At 65.0% G+C, this 18,539-nt stretch carries 15 protein-coding genes and 1 pseudogene; 7 read left to right on the top strand and 9 right to left on the bottom strand.

Annotated features, from left to right (window positions below):
• Positions 1-26 precede the first annotated feature (26 nt).
• Positions 27-990 (bottom strand): annotated as a pseudogene (locus G7079_RS10780) (DMT family transporter).
• Between the two features lie 34 nt (positions 991-1,024).
• On the opposite strand from G7079_RS10780, the gene G7079_RS10775 reads away from it, so the two are divergent.
• Positions 1,025-1,414, top strand: coding sequence for a TfoX/Sxy family protein (locus G7079_RS10775; protein ID WP_166057305.1), 390 nt, complete (start codon positions 1,025-1,027; stop codon positions 1,412-1,414).
• 49 nt (positions 1,415-1,463) lie between these two features.
• On the opposite strand, the gene G7079_RS10770 is transcribed toward G7079_RS10775, so the two are convergent.
• On the bottom strand, positions 1,464-2,759 hold the full coding sequence (locus tag G7079_RS10770) for an MFS transporter (RefSeq protein ID WP_206203206.1): 1,296 nt from the start codon (positions 2,757-2,759) through the stop codon (positions 1,464-1,466).
• 126 nt (positions 2,760-2,885) lie between these two features.
• Positions 2,886-3,710, bottom strand: coding sequence for a DUF72 domain-containing protein (locus G7079_RS10765; protein ID WP_166057303.1), 825 nt, complete (start codon positions 3,708-3,710; stop codon positions 2,886-2,888).
• Between the two features lie 114 nt (positions 3,711-3,824).
• Between G7079_RS10765 and G7079_RS10760 the strand changes: the two genes are divergently transcribed.
• The gene (locus G7079_RS10760) at positions 3,825-5,474 is read left to right on the top strand and encodes a serine hydrolase (RefSeq protein ID WP_166057302.1); all 1,650 of its coding nucleotides are present in this window, start codon (positions 3,825-3,827) and stop codon (positions 5,472-5,474) included.
• Between the two features lie 3 nt (positions 5,475-5,477).
• Here G7079_RS10760 and G7079_RS10755 read toward each other — a convergent pair whose 3' ends face one another.
• The 3 genes from G7079_RS10755 to G7079_RS10745 form a co-directional block, all read right to left on the bottom strand.
• On the bottom strand, positions 5,478-5,921 hold the full coding sequence (locus G7079_RS10755) for a response regulator (protein WP_240906286.1): 444 nt from the start codon (positions 5,919-5,921) through the stop codon (positions 5,478-5,480).
• Positions 5,922-6,203: 282 nt separating this feature from the next.
• The gene (locus G7079_RS10750; RefSeq protein WP_166057301.1) at positions 6,204-7,091 is read right to left on the bottom strand and encodes a hypothetical protein; all 888 of its coding nucleotides are present in this window, start codon (positions 7,089-7,091) and stop codon (positions 6,204-6,206) included.
• An 8-nt stretch (positions 7,092-7,099) separates the two neighbouring features.
• The gene (locus tag G7079_RS10745) at positions 7,100-9,274 is read right to left on the bottom strand and encodes a M1 family metallopeptidase (RefSeq protein ID WP_240906171.1); all 2,175 of its coding nucleotides are present in this window, start codon (positions 9,272-9,274) and stop codon (positions 7,100-7,102) included.
• 105 nt (positions 9,275-9,379) lie between these two features.
• Here G7079_RS10745 and G7079_RS10740 point away from each other — a divergent pair, with 105 nt between their 5' ends.
• From G7079_RS10740 to G7079_RS10730, 3 genes are read left to right on the top strand one after another with little or no spacing between them, the layout of a single operon-like run.
• On the top strand, positions 9,380-9,730 hold the full coding sequence (locus tag G7079_RS10740) for a GFA family protein (protein WP_166057927.1): 351 nt from the start codon (positions 9,380-9,382) through the stop codon (positions 9,728-9,730).
• A gap of 4 nt (positions 9,731-9,734) precedes the next feature.
• The gene (locus G7079_RS10735; protein ID WP_166057299.1) at positions 9,735-11,765 is read left to right on the top strand and encodes a tetratricopeptide repeat-containing sulfotransferase family protein; all 2,031 of its coding nucleotides are present in this window, start codon (positions 9,735-9,737) and stop codon (positions 11,763-11,765) included.
• Between the two features lie 47 nt (positions 11,766-11,812).
• Positions 11,813-14,278 carry a TonB-dependent receptor gene (locus G7079_RS10730; protein WP_206203205.1) on the top strand — a complete coding sequence of 822 codons (2,466 nt, stop codon included), beginning with the start codon at positions 11,813-11,815 and terminating at the stop codon, positions 14,276-14,278.
• 69 nt (positions 14,279-14,347) lie between these two features.
• Here G7079_RS10730 and G7079_RS10725 read toward each other — a convergent pair whose 3' ends face one another.
• Positions 14,348-15,286 carry a peptidylprolyl isomerase gene (locus tag G7079_RS10725; protein ID WP_206203204.1) on the bottom strand — a complete coding sequence of 313 codons (939 nt, stop codon included), beginning with the start codon at positions 15,284-15,286 and terminating at the stop codon, positions 14,348-14,350.
• Positions 15,286-15,750, bottom strand: coding sequence for a DUF1579 family protein (locus G7079_RS10720; protein WP_166057297.1), 465 nt, complete (start codon positions 15,748-15,750; stop codon positions 15,286-15,288). Before G7079_RS10720 ends, G7079_RS10725 begins: the two co-directional genes overlap by 1 nt.
• Positions 15,751-15,884: 134 nt before the next feature.
• Between G7079_RS10720 and G7079_RS10715 the strand changes: the two genes are divergently transcribed.
• Both G7079_RS10715 and G7079_RS10710 read left to right on the top strand, forming a co-directional pair.
• On the top strand, positions 15,885-16,244 hold the full coding sequence (locus G7079_RS10715) for a PadR family transcriptional regulator (protein WP_166057296.1): 360 nt from the start codon (positions 15,885-15,887) through the stop codon (positions 16,242-16,244).
• The gene (locus G7079_RS10710; RefSeq protein ID WP_166057295.1) at positions 16,241-17,146 is read left to right on the top strand and encodes a sensor domain-containing protein; all 906 of its coding nucleotides are present in this window, start codon (positions 16,241-16,243) and stop codon (positions 17,144-17,146) included. Before G7079_RS10715 ends, G7079_RS10710 begins: the two co-directional genes overlap by 4 nt.
• Before the next feature lie 30 nt (positions 17,147-17,176).
• Here the strand turns inward: G7079_RS10710 and phaZ are convergent, their stop codons facing one another.
• Positions 17,177-18,523, bottom strand: a complete 1,347-nt coding sequence (phaZ, locus tag G7079_RS10705; protein ID WP_166057925.1) for a polyhydroxyalkanoate depolymerase — start codon at positions 18,521-18,523, stop codon at positions 17,177-17,179.
• Positions 18,524-18,539 lie beyond the last annotated feature (16 nt).

Below are 18,539 nucleotides of genomic sequence, written 5' to 3'. Positions count from 1 at the left end.
TGCCATGCCGCGCGGATCGGCGCGACTCATTCCAGTTGCCGCGCCTCGCTCACGCCCACCTGCTCGGCATGCATGGGCTGGCGCCGCCCGGCCAGCAGACCCTGCGCGAACACCACGCCGAGGATGATGGCGACGCCCAGGTAGAACTGCGGGCTGAGCTCCTGTTGTTCGCCGAAGATGAGTGCGGCCAGCACGATGGCGTAGATCGGCTCCAGGTTCACCGACAGCTGCGCGGTGAACGCGCTCAGGTGGCGCAACGCGACCAGGCATAGCGCGAACGGGAACAGGGTGCAGGCCAGTGCCAGCACCACCAGCCAGAAGCCGTCGTGCGCGGAGGGCAGGATCAGCAGCGGGCCGGCGAAGGCAGGCACCAGCAGCGGCATCAGTGGTGCGAGCAGCGTCAGCACCACGGTGCCGGCGCCGAGTTCCAGTGCGGTGACGGTGAGCGGATCGCCGGCATCGACCATGCGCTTGTTGAGCGTGCCGAACAGGGCGACCAGGAAGGCCGAGGCCACGCCGGCCACGATCCCCGCATGCATGCCCTCGGGCACGCCGCCGACCACAAGCCAGATGCCGGGCAGCGAGGCCAGCCCGAGCAGCAGGTCGCGCGGCTGGAATTTCTGCCGGGTGAGCAAGGGCTCGACCACGGCGGTCATCGGCGTGGCGAAGGCGATGCAGGTGGCGGCGACGGACGCATTCGATAACTTGATCGCGCCGTAGAAGGTCAGCCAGTGCAGCGCGACCAGCGCGCCGATCCCGGCATAGGCCCAGCGGATGCGCGGGGGCATCGCCGCGATGCCGCGCCAGACCTTCGGCACCAAGGCCAGCGCCGCCACCACGATCAGCATCCGCCACCACGATCAGCATCCGCCACCACACCAGCGGCAGCGCGGGCAGGGTGATCAGCTTGCCCAGGATCGCGGTGAAGCCCCATAGCAGCACGCACAGGTGGATTTGCCAGAGCGCCTTGGTGGTCGGAGTCATCGCCATGCGCGCATTATTGCCTGTCCAGGAGCACCGCCCGATGAGCCGCGAATACCTCGATTACCTGCACGACCTGTTCTCCGCATTCGCCCCGGTCACCACCCGGGCGATGTTCGGCGGCTATGGGGTGTATCGCGATGGCGTGATCATCGGCATCGTGATCGACGAAGTGTTGTACCTGAAGGTGGACGATCTCACTCGCACTGCGTTCGAGGCCGAAGGCAGCGCGCCCTTCATGTACGAGGCGCGCGGCAAGCGCATCCCGATGAGTTATTGGTCGGTGCCGGAATACGCACTGGATTCGCCGCAGGAGTTCCGGCCGTGGGCGCAGCGGGCGTGGGAAGCGGCGTTGCGCAAGCCGAAGCCGAAACCAAAATCGAAAAAGACTGCGAAGAAAGTGGCGAAGCGGGGGAAAACGGGGTCAGAGTGAATTTCCCGTCGGCCAATTCCGCTTGATCAAAAATCTTGGGCGGGAAACTTCACTCTGACCCCGTTTTCAGCTCTGCGCGCTTCTGCTGCGCCCGCCCCAGCCAGATCCCCAGCATTGCCCAGGCCAGCGCCAGCGGCACCACCACGCCGACCAGCCCGCCCAGCGCCAACCCGATCCGCCCTAGCGCGCCTTCGACTTGCGCGCCGAGTACGTCGCCGCTGCGATAGACGAAGGTGTCGATGAAGGCCTTGGCCTTGTACTTCTCCTCGCGGCTGATCACGGTGAACAGCGCCTCGCGCGCGGGACGAGTGAGGCCGCGCTGCACGGCCTTGTTCAAGGCCTCCAACAGGATCAACGCAGCGAAGGAACCGAACACCGCAAGGCCAATGAAGCCCAGCGCATTGGCGATCGGCAGCAGCGCCAACGCGAAGGCCATGCCGAAGCGGCGGATGATGTGGCCGGTCAACGTGAGTTGCAGCAGCAAGACCGCGATCTGCGTCCACATGTCGATATTGCCGAGCAGGCCGGTGCGCGCATCCAGGTCGCTCTCCGTCGCGGCCACCATCTGCAGGCGGGTGAAATAGACGAAGGTGGCGACTACCGTCATCGCCAGCACGTAGCCGCCAATGCCCATCAGGTAAGGCGAATAAAACACCGCGCGCAGCCCGGTCCATGCGCTGCCGCCGATGCGTGGTTCTTCGGCATCGATCGAGTTGGCATGTGCGACGTCCGCTTCACCATCGCCGGCCATTCGCACCAGCAGCCATGCCAATGCCGTTCCCAGCAACAGGAGGCCCGCTGCGACCAGCAGCAACGCCGGTGTGCCCAATGGCTCGGCCAGCCTCGAAGCCAGCCACGGCCCGAAGATCGCGCCCAGCGTGCCGCCCACCGCGATCAGCGCAAACAGCCGCTTGCCTTGTTCGCTGCTGAAGCGATCCGCCAGCAATGCCCAGAACACCATGGTCACGAATAGATTGAACACGCTGAACCAGACGTAGAACACCTGTCCGCTGCGCGCACCGACCGCATTCGGCGCGAACACCAGCAATCCCCAGAAACCGACCAGGCTCAACGCAAAAAAACCATAGGTCGCGCTGATGAAATGCAGGCGCTTGAAGCGGCTCACCAGCCAGCCGAACACCGGATTGACCAGCAACGTCACCATCGCGGTGCCGATGAACAGCCAGCGGATGCTGTCGATGCCATGTTCCATGCCCAGCGCGTCGCGCGCCGGGCGCAGCATCATCAGCGCGCTCAGGATGCAGAAGAAGAACAGCCCTGCGACCAGCACCGGCGCCAGTTCGCCGCATCGCAGGTTGAACAGGTTGGCGATCCGTGCGCGCATCGGCATTCGCTCGGTGGTTTGGGGAGCTGCAGCAGGCGATGTCCATGACGCGCCCGTTCGAGTCAGGCCAGCGTGCGGCATGTGCCGGCAAGTGCGCAGTGCCAAACGGCATGGCCTTGCGGCCGATCAGTCTTTGGCGAGCCGTTCGATCAGCGCCATCGCCGCAGCGGGGTTGCGTTCCTTCGCCGCGCTGATGAAATAGAGGAAGACTTCGCGCGGTTTCGACTTGACCGCATCGTTCGTCAGTTTCGGCAGGTCGCCGGGTTCGCTGCCTTGCGCCCACAGTCGCACGCGTTGTGCCCAGGCATCGAGTTCATCCGCGGGATAGCCGCTGGCGATGCCGCCACGCGAACGCATCAACCGCGCATAGACGAAATCGGTGGTGATGTCGGCGAAGGACGGGTAGTCCGGCGAATCGGTGAGCACGGTGGCGAAGCCATGCTGGCGCGCCAGCGCGAGGTAATCGGCATCGACAAACGCGGGATCACGCACATCCAGCACATGCCGCAGCACGCGACCATTCGCTTCGCGCGGCAACAGATCGCAGAACGCGGTGAAGGACTCGCGTTCCAGCTTGGCGCCGGCATCGAACTGCCAGACCAGCGGGCCCAGCTTGGCGCCGAGCTCGGCGATGCCGCCCACGAAATCCTCGATCTGCGGGCCGGTCTTCGCCAGTTGCCGCGACTGCATGATCCGCATCGGCGCCTTGGCCGAGAACACGAAACCCTGCGGTGTTTCGTCGCGCCATTTCGCGTAGGTCGCCGGTTTCTGCGTGCCGTAGTAGGTGCCGTTGATCTCGATGCCGGTGACGTGGCGGCTGGCGTATTCCAGCTCGCGACGTTGCACCAGGCCCTTCGGGTAGAAGTTGTCGCGCCATGGCGCGTAGGCCCAGCCGCCTATACCGACGTGGATGCCGCGGGTCGCCTTCGTGGTGTCGTTGAACAAATCCATGCGGCGAGGATAGCGCCACAAGATGGAAGGCCATGCATGACCGATGGCGCATCGCGCGGGCCTGCGCGCGTCGGCATAATCGATGCATCCAACAAGAGGCACAGGCACATGCGCATGCGTACGCTCGCGATCGCTTTGGGACTCACGCTCGTCGTCGGCGCACCAGTGCATGCACAGCAGGTGCGGCAGGCGGCTCCCGCCAAGCCGGTATTGATCGACGATCGCATGGCGATGACGCCGGACGCGGCGCAGTTGGCCGAATTCGATGCCTTTGTCGAGGCGGTACGCAAGCAGTTCGATGTACCCGGCATCGCAGTGGCCATCGTGCAGGATGGCCGTATCGTGATGGAGCGCGGCTATGGCGTGCGCGAACTTGGCAAGCCGGCGAAGGTGGACGCGCACACCATGTTCGCCATCGCCTCCAATACCAAGGCGTTCACCGCGGCCTCGCTGAACATGCTGCAGGACGATGGCAAGCTGAAGACGACCGATCGCGTCATCGACCACCTGCCGTGGTTCCGCATGAGCGATGCCTACGTCACCCGTGAGATGCGCATCCGCGACCTGCTGGCGCATCGCAGCGGCCTGAGCCTGGGCGCGGGCGACCTGCTGTACTGGCCCACCACCACGTACTCCACCCGCGAAGTGGCGGAGCGCCTGAAGGATGTGCCACTGACCGGCGGCTTTCGCGAACAGTACGCCTACGACAACATCCTGTTCGGGGTGGCCCAACTGGTGGTGGAAGAGGCCTCCGGCATGCCGTTCAAGCAGTTCTTGTCCAGCCGCATCTTCCAGCCGCTGGGCATGACCGAAACCCGCTACAACAGCGACGATCTCAAGCCGGGTGACAACGTGGCGACCGGTCATGCCAAGTTCGATTTCGCGGACCTGCGACCGGTGGGCGTGACCAGCTGGCGCAACGTCTCCGGCGCGGGCGGCCTGTATTCCAGCGTGCACGACATCGGCAAGTGGATGAACATGCAACTGGCCGGCGGCGCGTACGCAGGCAGTGGCGACAACGCCAAGCGGTTGTTTTCCGAACAACGCCAGCGCGAGATGTGGACGGTGTTGACGCCGATCCCGGTCGGCAAGCCCGGCGTGCCGGAACTGGCGCCTGCCGTGCCGAACTTCCTGGGTTACGCGCAGGGTTGGCAGGTCTCCGACTATGCAGGCGACAAGCTGGTCTGGCATACCGGTGGCTGGCCGGGGCAGGTCTCGCGGCTGACACTGGTTCCGGGCAAGAAGATCGGTGTGATCGTGCTGACCAGTGCCGAGCTGGCGGTGGCGTTCAACGCCGTGACGTATCGCGCGCTGGACATGATGCTGGGCCGCGAAGGCAACGACTGGCTCAAGGCTTATGCGGCGGCGTACGCGAAGGCGCAGGGCAATGCCGACGAGGATTGGAAAAAGCACCTGGCGGCGCGCGATGCCGCCAGCAAGCCCTCGCTGCCGCTGGCGAAATACGCCGGCACTTACCGCGATCCGTGGTATGGCGACGTGCTGATCCGCCAAGGTGCGAAGGGCCTGGAAATGCAGTTTGCCAAGACTGCGGAACTGCTGGGCGACATCGAACCCTGGCAGCACGACAGCTTCATCGTGCGCTGGCGCGACCGCGGCCTGAACGCGGATGCCTTCGTCAACTTCGCCCTGGACCCGGACGGCAGGATCCGTGAAGTGCGGATGGAGCCGGTCTCGCCACTGACCGATTTCAGTTTCGACTTCCAGGACTTGCGGTTGACGCCCGTTGCCGCGGAGAAGAAATAGCGCTCACGCGTCCGCTTCGGCCGGCGCCCGTCCACTGCGGCGCTGGTGGCGCGGGATGTTGTCCTCGTCCAGCAGTGCCTCGATCCGGTTGAACACCTCGGCGCGCGAGAACGGTTTCTTCATGAAATCGTCGGCGCCGATCCGCTGCACGTAGAACTGCTCGGTCGCCTGCGCGTTGCCGCTGATCATGATGATCGGCACGTTCTTGGTGATCGGGTCGCGGCGCAGCGTGCGCAGCGCGTTGAAGCCGTCCATGCCAGGCAGGACGATGTCGAGGAAGATCAGGTCGGGCACTTCACGGCGGGCGATCTCGATGCCGTTTTCGGCATCGAAAGCTTCCAGTACTTCGTAATTGTTCTGCTGCAGCATGCGCTTGAGCAGTGCCACGATGGTGGCCGAATCGTCGACCACCAGCACGCGGGTGCCGGCGGGCGCATTGCGGCGCACGCGGTTGCGGCGTTCCGGGCCGTCATGTTCGGGTAGCGCGACCGGCGCAAGATCGGGCAGGAAATCGACGGCTTCCTCGTCAACCGGTTCGGTTCGTGGTTGCGGTTGTGGTTGTGGTTGTGGTTGTGGAACCGGTGCAGGCTCCGGGCCCGACGCAGGCGTGGGCCGTGGCCGGATCTTGCGTTTGAAGAAATCGAACAGGGCCACGTCGCCTCCCCAAGCGTCCGCGTGTGCTGCCTGGCATGTTAATCCGGGCAGCACGGCTTGTCGCGGGCGATGGGCTCAGCGGCGTGCGTGCATGCCTTCGGCGAGCGCCTGCATGCCGAACAGGCGAGCGATGCGGCTCCATGCCAGCGCGGCGGCGACTGCACTGCCCAGCAGCAGGCCCAGCAGCAAGGCAAGCACGCTGCCATGACCCAGGTATGGACGCAGCAGCAGCAGCAGCGCGGCCAGCAGCAATCCGGCGATGGTGGTGCCCAGATAGACCGCCAGTACTGCGAGCGGGCGCTTGCACAGCAGTTTCAGGCCGCGCCACCAAGCTTTCAGCGCGGAGCGCAGGCGGCCATCGGCGGCCAGCCAGCCACGACCGGCTTCCAGGCTGGCATGGGCCAGCACGAACAACAGGCCGCCGACCCAGAACGCGATGTTGCGGCCGGTCGCGGCTTCAGAGGCGAGGATCGCGTGCTCGTGCGCGTTCTCGTTGCCGGCGATGATCGCGCTCGCCACGACCAGTGCGATGCCGATCGGGATGATCGACCAGATCAGCATGCGCAGCATCGGCCCGTATTCGGAGACCGCGCCGCGCAGCAGGTCGCCGAAACCGAGTCTGCTGTGCGAACGCGCGGCGGCCACCGTGGCGCCTGCCAGCAGCGGCGACAGCAATAGCATCAGCGCTGTCGCGGTGAGCGTGTTTTCGCCAAGCACGCCGTACGGCGCGTCGCGCGACATCAGTACATCCAGCAGCAGCGCCGGCGCCTTGCCGGCGGCGATGGCGTCGGCCTGCACGGAATGATTGAGCAGGCTGGCCAGCCAGTCCCATGCCGGAAGCGCAGCGACCAGGGCGCACAGCAGGCTGGCAGTGGCGAACAGCAACCACAGCCGCCACTGCAGCGCACGGCCAAGGGAAGAGCGGAGGGTGGCGAAGGCACCGGGTGAAGTAGTCGTGTTCATGGCGCGCCTCAGACGGTTGCCAACAGGGCGAACAGGGATTGCAGCAGCATGGTGAAATCGCGGAACCAGCGGCGTGCCGCGCTGCCGTTCGCTTCCACCGTGCGGCTGTCGTTGAGCTCGTTGGTATCCAGACGGATCTTGTCGTCCGGATCGAGTTGGGCGGAGACCGCCTTGGCCGGACCGACGAAACTGAAGCGTTGCCAGCTGCCTGTGCTGGTCACCGCCATGTCGCGCTGGCTGCCATCGGCGAACTTCACCCGCAACGTTTGCGGCACGGCTTGGCCATCGCGGCGCACGACCACGATGCTGCGATAGGGGAACGCGTTCTCCCAGTCCTTGGCGTTCGGATGCGCCTTCTTCCATTTTTTGCGCAGGTCATCGACGGCCTTGTCGATCTGCTTGCCGCCGATCAGTACCTGTTTGCCCTGGTAGGCACGGTAGCCGGGCAGCGGCAGGATCTCTTCACTGGTGATGCTGGTCACGCGGTCGTCGACCTTGCCGGTGCCGTAGATGAAGCCATCGAAGGTGGTATTGACGATGTCGGGCCTGCCGGTGCCTTCGGCCAGCGCGGCCTGCAGGTCGGCCGTCGACGGATGGCGGAACTTCCAGCGCTCGTAGTACAGCTTCATCGCGCGTTCCATCGCCGGCGTGCCGACCAGCGCCTCGATCTGCCGCATCGCAGTGGCGGTGCGCGAATACACGGTGCCGTAGCTGCCGCTGGACAGGCGCTCCCACGAATTGTCGCCGAGCGGATCGGCGGGGTCGCCCAGGCTGGCGCCAAGGCGTTCCATTTCGAACGGCGCGATCCGGGTGCCGATGCCGAAGCGCTTCAGCCACGGTGAGGTCAGCACGATGTCCTGCTTGCGCGCGGTCATCATGCGCTGGTCCCAGTACTCGTTCATGCCTTCGTCGAGGTAGGGTTCCTCGAATTCGTTGGAGGCCAGGATGCCGTAGAAATAGCCGTGTCCGAATTCGTGCACGGTCACGAAATCCAGCGCGAAGCGACCTGGCGTGCCCGGCGCATCCTGCGAAGTGCTGTCGGCGGTGAAGAAGGTCGGGTACTCCATGCCGCCGGCTTCGTCCGCGCCGTACGGTGGCACCACGGCCGTGGCGCTCTTGTACGGGTAGCCGCCGAGCGTGTCGGAGAAATACTTCAGCGAATCGATCGTGGCCTGCAGCACCGGCTGTGCATTCGATTCGTAGTCCGGTGTGTACAGGACGCTGACTTGTACCGGTCCGTTCGGGCCATTCCAGACCTTGGTCAGCGGCTTGGCGTAGCGCGTGTCCGCGGTCCATGCAAAGTCGTGCACATCGTCCTGCACGTAGTTGTGGGTGAGCTTGCCGTTGTTCTCGACAGGCGGGTTCTTCAGCACGCCGGTGGCGCCGACGGTGTAGCCCTTGGGTACGGTGAGGCGCACGTCGTAGCTGCCGAAATCGGCATAGAACTCACTGTGCAGGTGGAATTCGTGCGCGTTCCAGCGCGGCGCGACGGCACCGCGTTCCCCCGGGAGTTCCAGCACGGCGATCTTCGGGAACCACTGCGCGACCAGATGGAACGTGCCGTAGTAGCCGGTACGGGCGACCACGCGCGGCAACTGGTCGAAGAAGGCGATGTCCAGCGTGGTGCTGGCGCCCGCCGCCACCGGCTGCGGCAAGTCGATGCGCACCACGCTCTGGTCGGTCTTGGGGCCGCCGTCCGGCTGCACGAACGTCCATTTCGCCGCCGCGCCACCCTGCGCCACCTTGTCCAGGCGGATGAAGCCGTATTCGCCGTCCTTGGTGTCGACATTGCTGCGGAAGCCGCTTTCGCTGGCACGCTGCTCGGTCATGAACGTGCTGCCGTGGCCATTGAAGCCGTTGAGGTACATGTGCAGGTAGACGCTGCACACCGGCTGCGCGCTGCGGTTGCGCCATGTCAGTTGCTGCTTGCCCTTGATCGTGTGCTTGACCGGGTCGAGCTCGGCGTCGATCGAATAGGCCACCACCCGGTTGGACAAGGTCGCTTCGCTGCCGGTGCGCGCACCGCCCCAGGCATTGGCCGCACTGGGGATGCGCACTGCGGCGGCATCGGCGCCCGCCAGCGGGATCGGGGGGCATGCGCCCGCGGGCTGTGGCGACGCGGCATGCGCGGGAGCGCCCCACATCGAGGAGATTGCAAGCAAGCAGGCAGCGGCACGGCTCATGTGCATGGGCAGGTTCCAGCGGGAGGCCAATCAGTGCCCTAAGGGTGTGCGATGCCGACGGCGGTGGCAAGATGCCTTCAGTCATGTCAACCGCGGGAGTGCGGGATGCCTCACCAGGGAAGCTGCCATTGCGGGCGGGTCGCGTTTTCGGTCGAGGGGCAAGTCGATACTGCTATCGACTGCAATTGCTCCATCTGCCGCCGCCGCGGCAGCCTGTTGGCGTTTTTCCCGCGCAGCGCGATGGTGCTGCAGACGCCGGAAGCTGACATCGCCACCTACACTTTCAATTCGCACGCGATCCGCCATCGTTTCTGCGCGAACTGCGGCTGCGCGCCGTTCGGCGAAGGCGTGAACCCGAAAACCGGCGAAGCCACGGTCGCGGTCAACGTACGTTGCCTGCCCGGCATCGACCTGACGGCACTGAAGGTGGTGCCGTTCGACGGCGCGAGCCTGTAAATCGATGGACGACGCACAGCAGACCACCAGCGTCGATGCCGCGCTGACCCATGCGATGCGCTTGCTGGCACAAGATCCGGGGCTCGCCGCGGAGCAGGCGCGGCAGATACTGCTCGCCGTGCCGGGCGATCCGGGCGGCCGGCTCGTCCTCGGCATGGCGCAAGGCGCGCAGGGCGCGCACACAGAAGCTCTGTCCACACTTGAACCGCTTGCAGCAGAACAGCCGGCCGCGGCGCGCGTGCATCTCGAACTGGGCATCGTGCTGGCGGCGTTGCATCGCCACGATGATGCGATCGCTTCGATCGAGCACGCCGTCCGCTTGCGGCCGGATTTGCCGGGAGCTTGGCTCGGTTTGGCCAGCCTGTTGGACGCCGCCGGACAGCGTAAGCGCGCCGCCGCCGCATACCTGATGCACGCACGCAACGGCAAGCACGATCCTGACTTGATGGCGGCGGCACTCGCCCTCAACTCCGGCGATCTGCCCGCTGCCGAGCAACGCCTGCGCGACCGCCTCCGCGCCCGGCCCGACGATGTGGCGGCGATGCGCATGTTGGCCGAGCTCGGTGCACGGATCGGGCGCAACGAGCAAGCCCTGGGCCTGCTCGAACATTGCCTGCAACTGGCACCGGGTTTTGCGATGGCTCGCCATAACTACGCGCTGGTGCTGGATCGCTGCAACCGCCACGAGGACGCACTTGTCGAAGTGGAGAGCCTATTGGCTTTGGATGAGGAAAACCCGAATCTGCAGAACCTCAAGGCGGTGGTGCTGGGCAAGCTTGGCAACTATGGCAGTGCGATCCGCCTGTACGAATCCATCCTCGACAAGCGGCCGAAGGAGCCACGGGTGTGGATGAGCCTTGGCCATGCGCTCAAGACCGAGGGGCGCACCGACCGCGCGGTCATCGCCTACCGGCGCGCGATCGAACTCAATCCTGCGTTTGGTGGGGCGTGGTGGAGTCTGGCCAATCTCAAGACCGTGCGTTTCGATGCCGGCGATATCGCGGCGATGCAACAGCAGCTGCAACACGGCGATCTCGACGACGACCAGCGCCTGCATTTCGAGTTTGCGCTGGGCAAGGCGCTGGAAGACACTGGCGAGTACGCCGCATCCTTCGCCCACTACGCCAGCGGCAATGCGTTGCGGCGCAAGCAGCTGCCGTACGATGCAGGGCAGAACACGCAGCGCAAGTGTCGTGCGCAAGCGACATACACACGCGAGTTCTTCGCCGAGCGCGCCGGTGTTGGCCATGACGACCCGGCGCCCGTGTTCATCGTCGGCATGCCGCGCGCAGGCTCCACCCTGATCGAGCAAATCCTGTCCAGCCACCCGCAGGTGGAAGCGACGATGGAGTTGCCGGACATCATCGCCATCACCCGCGACCTGCGCGCCAAGGTAGAGAATCCGGAAACGACCTCATACCACGATATCGTCGCGGGCATGGACCCGGCCGAGTTCAAGGAACTTGGTGAACGTTACATCGAGCGCACCCGCGTGCAGCGCAAGCAGGGCCGCCCGTTCTTCATCGACAAGATGCCGAACAACTTCGCTCACGTCGGCCTGATCCAACTGATCCTACCGAATGCCAGGATCATCGATGCGCGCCGTCACCCGCTGGCCTGCGGTTTCTCCAACTTCAAGCAGCATTTCGCCCGCGGCCAGAATTTCAGTTACGACCTGACCGACATGGGGCGCTACTACGCCGATTACGTGGCGTTGATGGCGCATTTCGACGCCGTGCTGCCCGGTCGCGTGCACCGGGTGATCTACGAGGATATGGTGACCGACACCGAGACTCAGGTGCGCGCCTTGCTGGACTACTGCGGGCTTGAATTCGACGAACGCTGCCTGCGCTTCTTCGAGAACGACCGTGCGGTGCGTACGGCAAGTTCGGAGCAGGTGCGCCGCCCGATCTACCGCGATGGCGTGGATCAATGGCGGCATTTCGAACCTTGGCTGGATCCGCTGAAGCAGGCGCTCGGGCCGGTGTTGGAGCACTATCCGGCGGTGCCGGATGCCGGGCAGTTGCCCGCATGAGGTAAAAATTGCGTAAAGTCGCGTGAATCCTTGGGAGGGGACTCTGCATGCAACACAACCGAATCGCTCACCGAACCGTCCTGCGTCGCTTGCCGCTTGCGGCTGCCGTGGCGTTGGTGTTTTCCTCGCCGCTGGCCTGGGCGCAGTCCGCCGATGCGCCCGCAAAGCAGGACAAGGACGCGCGCACGCTGGACACCGTCACGGTGACCGCGCAGAAGCGCGTCGAGAACCTGCAAGAGGTGCCGATCAGCATCCAGGTGCTGGGCAATGCCCAGCTTGAGCAGCAGAACGTCGCCGCCTTCAACGACTACGCCAAGTTGATCCCGAGCCTGTCGTTCGGCACCTCCGGCGGCGGCGTGTTCTCCGGCCCCGGCTTCGTCCAGCTGTACATGCGCGGCGTGGCCAGCGGCAACGACGCCAACCACTCCGGTTCGCAGCCCAGCGCGTCGATGTACCTGGACGAACAGCCGATCACCACGATCACCGGCGCGCTCGACATCCACATGTACGACATCGAGCGCGTGGAGGCGCTGGCCGGTCCGCAGGGCACGCTGTACGGCGCCAACTCGCAGTCCGGCACGGTGCGCATCATCACCCGCAAGCCGGATCCGTCTGGGTATTCGGCCGGGTTCGCGGTCGAGGGCAGCAAGATCGAAGACGGCGGCATCGGCCATGTGCTGGAAGGCTTCGTCAATCTGCCGATCAGCACCAACGCCGCGGTGCGCCTGGTCGGCTGGCAAAAGCACGATGCCGGCTACGTCGACAACATCCACGGTACCCGCACCTTCCCGACCTCCGGCATCACCATCGACAACGCCGATCGTGTCGAAAAGAACTTCAACGATGCGAATACCGCCGGCATCCGCGGCGCGCTGCGCTTCGACATCAACGACAACTGGACGGTCACCCCGCAGCTGATCGCGCAGAAGATGAAGGCGCACGGCAGCACCGGCGTGGATCCGAACGTGGGTAACCCGGGCTTCGGCTACGACACGTCGACCGCGGATCTTGCGGTCAAGCATTTCTATCCCGAATCCTCCGACGACAAGTGGTACCAGGCGGCGCTGACGGTGGAAGGCAAGGTCGGCAACTTCGACCTGACCTATGTGTTCTCCCACCTCAAGCGCGACGTGGATTCGGAAGCCGACTACGCCGACTACGGCTTCTGGTACGACAGTCTGGCGGGTTATGGCGCGTACTTCTACGACGACAACGGCGACTTGATCAATCCGTCGCAGTACATCCAGGCCACCGACGGCTACAAGCGCACCAGCCACGAGTTGCGCATCAGTTCGCCGCAGGACAAGCGGTTGCGCATGGTCGCTGGTCTGTTCTGGCAGGAGCAGAGCCACGACATCTTCCAGCGTTACAAGGTCGACAACCTGGCGACCGATATCGAGGTCAATGGCTGGTCGGACACCATCTGGCTGACCGCACAGCGGCGCAAGGACGCCGACAAGGCAGTGTTCGGCGAGGTGGCCTATGACCTGACCGATCGCCTGACCCTGACCGGCGGCATGCGCTTCTTCCGCAACAACAACAGCCTGAAGGGCTTCTTCGGCTACGGCGACGGTTTCAGTGGCAGCACCGGCGTCTCGCAGTGCTTCTCCACCGAACAGTTCCACGGCGCCCCGTGCGTGAACCTGGATAAGAAGACCAGCGAAAGCGACCACATCGGCCGGGTCAACCTGACCTGGCAGATCGACGACAAGAAGATGGTCTACGCCACCTGGTCGGAAGGCTACCGTCCGGGCGGCATCAACCGCCGCGGCACGCTGCCGCCGTACACGTCGGACTTCCTGACCAACTACGAGCTGGGCTGGAAGACCAGCTGGGCGGACAACAAGCTGGTGTTCAACGGCGCGCTGTTCCGTGAGGACTGGAAGGATTTCCAGTTCTCCTACCTGGGTCAGAACGGCCTGACCGAGATCCGCAACGCGAACTCGGCGCGGATCGATGGCTTGGAGCTGGATCTGGCGTGGGCGGCCACCTACAACCTGCAGATCAACGGCGGCTTCGCCTGGTATGACGCCAAACTCACTGCAAACTACTGCGGCTGGCTGAAGGCGGACGGCAAGCCCGAGACCAATTGCCCGGCCGGTACGCTGGATCCGAATGGCGATGCGGTCGCCGGGCCACTGGCCGCCAGCGGCACGCGGTTGCCGGTCACCGCCAAGTTCAAGGGCAACGTCAATGCGCGTTATACCTTCGACTGGCGCGGCGGCGAAGCCTATTGGCAGGCTACGACGGCGCACCAGGGCGACCGTACCAACGACCTGCGCGATGCGCAGAGTGCCGTGTTCGGCAAGATGGGTGCCTACACCACGCTCGACCTGTCGACGGGCTGGCGCAAGAACAGCTGGGCGGTCGACGTGTTCCTGAAGAACGCCACTAACCAGCGCGCCGAACTGGCCCGCTTCTCCGAATGCGCGGCGCTGACCTGCGGACAAGAGTCCTACACCGTGTTCGCGCAGCCGCGCACGTTGGGTGTGCGTTTCAGCAAGGAGTTCTGAGGCGCGGTACGAGTGTCGATGCAATGAAAAAGGCGGCCTCTGGCCGCCTTTTTCGTCATGCACATGGGTTCATTTCGCTGGCGGCGTGCGCACCGGAAGGGCCACGTTGCACAGGTCGATGTGGCCGGCGGGGACGGTGTAGAAATCGTCCACCCGGTTGCGGCGCGCTTCGGTGGCATCGATGAAGGCCTGGCTGTCGGTGCGCAGCAACTGCAGCGGCGTGCGCTGGGCTTCCGGGACATCGCTGGCCAACTTGACCGAAATGATCGGCGCGCGCTGTTCGGGTTTTTCGTAGAAGCCCATCGGCTCCGGGCCGCGCGGGATGACGCTCAGCAGTTCCATGCCCTTGACCACGCGGCCGACTACGGTGAGTTGGTGATCCAGCGCACGCGGGGCCTGGCCGATGATCGCGTAGAGCTCGGCACCGATGCTGCTGTCCGGCGCGTTGTTGCGGCCGGCGCCGATCACGCCGTAACAGTGCGCGATCCAGGCCTTGCCGGTCTTCGGATCGCGCGCGCTGGGCATGCCATCGATGAAGCCCACTTGCGGTGCCCAGCCGTCCACGTCCGGCAGCTTGTCGAAATGCACGCCCTTGCTGTTGCGGGTGAATTCGGCCGGCAGGTGGCTCTTGGTGCCGGTGGGGAAGGGCTTGGCTTTCGTCTTGTCGTCGCCCTCGGCATCGCCCCACTGCACAACGAAATTGTCCTGCGAACGGTAGATCGTCAGTCCGTCCCAGAAGCCGCCCTTGGCCATGGTCTTGATGTTCGCGACATGCTCGGGCGCAAAGCCGGGCGCGAGTTCGATGATCACGCGGCCGGCGGGCAGTTCCATGTAAAGCGTGTTGGCGGGATCGAGCGTGCGCCAGGCGCTGGCCGGCGCGGCATCGATGATCTCCTTGGCGGATTTACGCTTGGGCGGTTCCTTCTTCGTGTCCTGCGCATGCAGGTTGGCGGACAGCAGGGCGAGCAGGGCAGTGGCGAGTACGGTGGCGCGCATCAAGGTCTCCATCAGGTGGCGCGGGCGTAATCGCCGCGCATCATTTCGGTGAATTCGGGCTGGCCGGGAAATTTGTTGGACATGCTGAAGGTATAGCGGTCGCCGAAGAATTCGTAGCGGTAACGGCCTTCACCCATCGGGGTGGCCTTCTCGAACAGCAGCACGTCCCCCTCCCAACGCCCGCGCGCGGGGCCGTCCGGCGGGAAGCCCATCGAATCGAACCACCACCACAGCACGTCGGTGCCCTGCGGGTCGATCACGAACACGCCGTGGCCGTGGAAGACCGGCACGCCGTCCTTGGTTTCCTCGTAGTCCTGCAGCAGGGCCATGCCGTCCAGCGACACGCGCAGCCGGCCGCGCCCGAACGCCGGGCCGCCCGCACCCCAGGGCGAGGGCGCCAGTACTTCATCACCGGCCCAGTCGCCGGCGAAGCGCATCAGCCTGGCGTGTTCCGCGCCGGGTTTCGGCATCTCCATCGAGGTGTTCCCTGTGTGGACAAGACACCGAGCATAGCGCTCGCCGTCGCCGGATCGGTGTGGTCGTGACTACTGGCATATTCACTATATCGAAATTAACAGTAGTATCGACTCAAGATTAGCGGAGTCACCCAATGGACGAATCCCTGCTACGCAAATTCCACAAGGAACTCAGCGCCGGCACCGTGTCGCTGGCGTTGCTGGCGGTGGTCGCGGCCTCACTCGAGCCGATGTACGGCTACCAGATCGCCAAGCGGCTGGAGCAACTGGGCGATGGCGTGCTGGCCGGCAAGCAGAGCGCGCTGTATCCCGTGCTGCGCAACCTGGAGGGTGCGGGGCTGCTGGAGAGCTTCGTGGAGCCCTCGATGAGCGGGCCACCGCGTCGTTACTACCGCGCTACTGCCACCGGGCGCGAAGCCCTGACCGACTGGAGCGCCGCCTGGCGCGCCACCCGCGATTCCCTCGATGCCGTGCTCAAGGATGCCGACGCATGAACGCCGACCTGCCCACCACCATTCCCGCCTATCTGGAACGCCTGCGCCGCGCACTGGCCGGTTGTGACCCGGCGCTGGCACAGGACGCGCTGTACGACGCCGAGGACTACCTGCGTTCGGAACTGGCCGCGAACCCCGGCAAGTCCGAGGCCGAGGTGATCGCCGCGGTGGCCGGCAGCTACGGTGCACCAGACGAAGTGGCGGACATCTATCGCGACACCGAAGTGAAGGTGCAGACCGCGCTGCGTCCGCCGGCACCCAAGCCACGCACCTCGCCGCTGGGCCGCTTCTTCGGCGTGCTGGTCGATCCGCATACCTATGGGGCGGTGTTCTACATGCTGCTGTCGTTGGCGACGGGCATCTTCTACTTCACCTGGGTGACCACCGGTGCTTCGCTGTCGATCGGTTTGGCGATCCTGATCATCGGCATCCCGTTCTTCATCCTGTTCGTCGGCGCCACCCGCGTGCTGGCGTTGGTGGAAGGGCGCATCGTCGAGGTCATGCTGGGCGAGCGCATGCCGCGCCGGCCGTTGTACAGCGACACCAGCCTGCCGCTGCTGCAGCGGATCGGCGCGATGTTCACCGATCCGCGTACCTGGGCGACGATGCTGTACTTCCTGCTGATGCTGCCCTTGGGCACCGTGTATTTCGCGATCGCGGTGACCGGCATCGCGACGTCACTTGCGCTGATCGCCACGCCGATCGCGGCTTCGCTGGGCTTCGAGGGCACGGTGATGCTGGATGGCTACGACTTGTGGGCGATGGCGCCGCCGTGGCAGTGGGTGTTGGCGATCATCGCCGGGGTGCTGTTGCTCTTCATCACCCTGCACCTGGCACGCTTCATCGGCCGCATGCACGGCAAGCTGGCGAAGGCGATGCTGGTCAGCAGCCGCGCGTATTGATCGAAATGGTTCGAAAAGAAAACGCCCGCATCAGCGGGCGTTTTTCCTTGCAGTAGTCGATTTCTTCGCCACGGGCTTTCGCTTCGTCGCGGTTTTTTTCGCGGCAGCGTTCTTCTTTGCCGGCGCCACGGCATTGCCTGCATGTGCCGCGATGAAATCGCGCACCTGCGGATACACCTGGGTGCGCCAGCGACGGCCGCTGAAGATGCCGTAGTGGCCGGCGCCTGCCACGGTGAGGTGTTGCTGGTCCGCCTTGGGGATGCCGGTGCACAACTTGTGCGCGGCGCGGGTCTGGCCGGAGCCGGAGATGTCGTCGAGCTCGCCTTCGATGGTGAACAACGCACTGCGCTTGATCTTCGACGGATCCACGCGTTCGCCGGCCACGTCCCACAGGCCGCGCGGCAGCAGGTGCTCTTGGAACACGGTGCGGATGGTGTCCAGGTAGTACTCCGCCGGCATGTCCAGCACGGCGTTGTATTCGTCGTAGAACTTGCGGTGCGATTCGGCCGAGCTCAGGTCACCCTTCAGCAGGTCCTGGTAGAAATCCCAGTGCGAGGTCTGGTGGCGCTCCGGGTTCATCGCCATGAAGCCCATGTGCTGCAGGAAGCCCGGGTACACGCGGCGGCCGGCGCCTGGATAGTTGGCCGGCACGTTGTGGATCACGTTGTTCTCGAACCACCACAACGGTTGGCGCGTGGCCAGGTTGTTGACCGCGGTCGGCGATTCGCGGGTGTCGATCGGCCCGCCCATCATCACCATCGACTTCGGCACGGCTTCGCCGCGCGCGGCCATCAGCGAGACCGCCGCCAGCACCGGCACGGTCGGTTGGCAGACGCTCATCACGTGCAGTTCGTCGGCGCCGATGTGGCGGATGAACTCCTGGATGTAGGCCACGTAATCATCGAGGGTGAACGCGCCTACCTCGGCCGGCACCATGCGTGCGTCGGTCCAGTCGGTGATGTAGACCTTGTGGTCGATGAGCAGGGTGCGCACGGTGTCGCGCAGCAGGGTGGCGTGGTGACCGGACAGCGGCGCGACCACCAGCACGGTGGGGTCGTCCTTGAGGTCGCGCAGGCGATCCTCGTTGTCGCTGTAGCGCTTGAAGCGCAGCAGCCGGCAGAACGGCTTGGTGAGGTCGACGCGTTCGACCACCGGGCAATCCACGCCGTCGATCTCGACGCTGTGGATGCCGAATTCCGGCTTCTCGTAATCCTTGCCCAGCCGGTACATCAGCTCGAACGCAGCGGCAGTGCGCTGCGATCCGGGCAGCGCGGTCAGCCAGCTGTCCGGCGCGGAATACATCTTCGCGCCGGCGTCGGCGAAGTAGGTGTAGGGCGCGAGTCCCGCACGCCAGAGTTCATGCCATTGGTAAAGCAGCATCGTCGATGGGTGC

Source organism: Thermomonas sp. HDW16, from assembly GCF_011302915.1.
Classification (GTDB): domain Bacteria; phylum Pseudomonadota; class Gammaproteobacteria; order Xanthomonadales; family Xanthomonadaceae; genus Thermomonas.
Note: the sequence above shows the minus strand (reverse complement) of the source record. Positions and strands in the feature narration are given on the sequence as shown.

What these genes read in the sequence shown, in the direction of transcription:
- G7079_RS10745 (WP_240906171.1), bottom strand. Translation starts at nt 9,274, where the DNA reads ATGAGCCGTGCCGCTGCCTGCTTGCTTGCAATCTCCTCGATGTGGGGC.
- G7079_RS10725 (WP_206203204.1), bottom strand. Translation starts at nt 15,286, where the DNA reads ATGGAGACCTTGATGCGCGCCACCGTACTCGCCACTGCCCTGCTCGCC.
- G7079_RS10760 (WP_166057302.1), top strand. Translation starts at nt 3,825, where the DNA reads ATGCGTACGCTCGCGATCGCTTTGGGACTCACGCTCGTCGTCGGCGCA.
- G7079_RS10730 (WP_206203205.1), top strand. Translation starts at nt 11,813, where the DNA reads ATGCAACACAACCGAATCGCTCACCGAACCGTCCTGCGTCGCTTGCCG.
- G7079_RS10710 (WP_166057295.1), top strand. Translation starts at nt 16,241, where the DNA reads ATGAACGCCGACCTGCCCACCACCATTCCCGCCTATCTGGAACGCCTG.
- G7079_RS10765 (WP_166057303.1), bottom strand. Translation starts at nt 3,710, where the DNA reads ATGGATTTGTTCAACGACACCACGAAGGCGACCCGCGGCATCCACGTC.
- G7079_RS10750 (WP_166057301.1), bottom strand. Translation starts at nt 7,091, where the DNA reads ATGAACACGACTACTTCACCCGGTGCCTTCGCCACCCTCCGCTCTTCC.
- G7079_RS10720 (WP_166057297.1), bottom strand. Translation starts at nt 15,750, where the DNA reads ATGGAGATGCCGAAACCCGGCGCGGAACACGCCAGGCTGATGCGCTTC.
- G7079_RS10775 (WP_166057305.1), top strand. Translation starts at nt 1,025, where the DNA reads ATGAGCCGCGAATACCTCGATTACCTGCACGACCTGTTCTCCGCATTC.
- G7079_RS10715 (WP_166057296.1), top strand. Translation starts at nt 15,885, where the DNA reads ATGGACGAATCCCTGCTACGCAAATTCCACAAGGAACTCAGCGCCGGC.
- G7079_RS10740 (WP_166057927.1), top strand. Translation starts at nt 9,380, where the DNA reads ATGCCTCACCAGGGAAGCTGCCATTGCGGGCGGGTCGCGTTTTCGGTC.
- G7079_RS10770 (WP_206203206.1), bottom strand. Translation starts at nt 2,759, where the DNA reads ATGCGCGCACGGATCGCCAACCTGTTCAACCTGCGATGCGGCGAACTG.
- G7079_RS10735 (WP_166057299.1), top strand. Translation starts at nt 9,735, where the DNA reads ATGGACGACGCACAGCAGACCACCAGCGTCGATGCCGCGCTGACCCAT.